This window comes from Mesorhizobium sp. M7D.F.Ca.US.004.03.1.1 (assembly GCF_003998635.1).
In the GTDB taxonomy this organism is placed as follows: Bacteria; Pseudomonadota; Alphaproteobacteria; order Rhizobiales; family Rhizobiaceae; genus Mesorhizobium; species Mesorhizobium loti.
The window spans coordinates 1-1,929 of record NZ_RZQG01001044.1 but is presented as its reverse complement, the minus strand read 5'-3'; the positions used below and the strand labels follow the sequence as shown (position 1 = coordinate 1,929).

Here is a 1,929-nt window from a genome sequence, read left to right as displayed (position 1 = left end):
GCGCAGCGGCAGATGTTTCTGACTACTCTGCCGCGCCCCTGAAGGCGCTGGCGCCGGTTTCGAACTGCAGCTTGGCCAGCCGCGCATAAATGCCGCCCTTGGCGACTAGGCTCTGATGCGTGCCTTCCTCGACGATCGTGCCGCCATCCATGACCAGGATCCTGTCGGCCTTCAGCACCGTTGCCAGGCGGTGGGCGATGACGATGGTGGTGCGGCCCTGCATCAGGCGTTCCAGCGCCATCTGCACCAGCGTCTCGCTTTCGGCGTCGAGCGCCGAGGTGGCCTCGTCGAGCAGCAGGATCGGCGCGTCGCGCAGGATGGCGCGGGCGATCGCCACCCGCTGGCGCTGCCCGCCTGACAGCGTCACGCCGCGCTCGCCGACCTGGCTGTCGTAGCCCTTTTCGAGCTTGAGGATGAATTCGTCGGCAAGTGCATCCTTCGCCGCCGTCTCGATCTCGGCCTTGCTGGCTCCTGGCCGGCCGAAACCGATATTGTCACGCGCGCTTGCCGCAAAGACGGTGACGTCCTGCGGCACGATGGCGATGCGCTGGCGGACGGAAACGGGGTCGGCCTCGCGCACGTCGACGCCATCGATCAGGATCTTGCCTGTTTCGGGATCGTAGAAACGCAGGATCAGCGAAAAGACCGTGCTCTTGCCGGCCCCTGACGGGCCGACGATCGCCACCGTCTCGCCGGGCATGACCTGAAAGCTCAAGCCGTGCACGGCAGCGCGGTCGGGCCTTGCCGGGTAGGAGAAGGAGACATTGTCGAAGACGATCGCACCCTTGGCGACCGCAGGCAGCGGCTTCGGATCGGCCGGAGCCTGGATCGCCGGCTTCTCTGCCAGGATCTCGGTCAGCCGTTCGGCAGCGCCCGCCGCCTGCGCAAGCTCGCCCCAGACTTCCGACAGGGCGCCCAGCGCGCCGGCGGCAAACACCGAATAGAGCAGGAACTGACCGAGCGTGCCCGGCGATATCGAGCCTTCGAGCACGTCGCGCGAGCCGAACCACAGCACCGCCACAACGGACGAGAAGATGGTGAAAATGGCGAAGAAGGTGAGGAAGGAGCGCGCGAAGATCGAGCCGCGTGCCGCCTCGAAAGCGGCTTCCACCGCGGCCGAGAAATGCCCGGTTACCAGCTTCTCATTGGTGAAGGCCTGCAGCGTGCGCACAGCGCCGATCTGCTCGCTGGCATAGGCGGTGGCATCGGCAAGCGTATCCTGCGCCTGCCGCGACTTGCGCCGCACCGAGCGGCCGAAGGCGACCAGCGGCAGCACGATGACGGGAATGGCCGCAATGACTAGGCCGGACAGTTTCGGGCTGGTGACGACCATCATCGCCAGCGCGCCAAGGCCGAGGATGACATTGCGCAGCGCCACCGAGGCCGTCGCTCCGACGGCCGACTTGACCTGCGTCGTGTCGGCGGCGAGCCGCGACACGATCTCTCCCGACTGGGCGGTGTCGAAGAAGGAAGGCGACAGCGTCGTGACATGGGCAAAGACATCTCGGCGGATGTCGGCGACGACGCGCTCGCCGAGCGTGATGACGAAATAGTAGCGGCTGGCCGATGCACCCGCCAGCACGGCGGCCATCGCCACCAATGCGGCGAAATATTCGGCGATGAAGATGGTGTTGGCCGACGAGAAACCATGATCGATCATACGCCGTACGGCCAGCGGCAGCGCCAGCGTCGTTGCCGCGGCGATGACCAGCGAGATCACGGCGCCGACGACCAGCGTGCGATAACGCGTGATGTACGGGAACAGGCGCCTGAGCGGCTTGAGCGAACGCCGACGCTCGTCTGCGCTGATGAATTGCGCCATCCCAGTGTTTCCTCTGGCCGCCCTTGGGCTATGCGCCGCAATATGCGCTTGCCGCGGCCTTGTGATTCAATTCCGGCTGATGTATAGGCTCGCCGACCGTTTAGAAG

1 protein-coding gene is annotated in these 1,929 nt (G+C 65.8%); it reads right to left on the bottom strand.

Features of this window, described 5'->3' with window-relative positions:
- Positions 1 to 22 precede the first annotated feature (22 nt).
- Positions 23 to 1,822, bottom strand: coding sequence for an ABC transporter transmembrane domain-containing protein (locus EN935_RS33610; protein ID WP_109664701.1), 1,800 nt, complete (start codon positions 1,820 to 1,822; stop codon positions 23 to 25).
- Between the last annotated feature and the right edge of the window lie 107 nt (positions 1,823 to 1,929).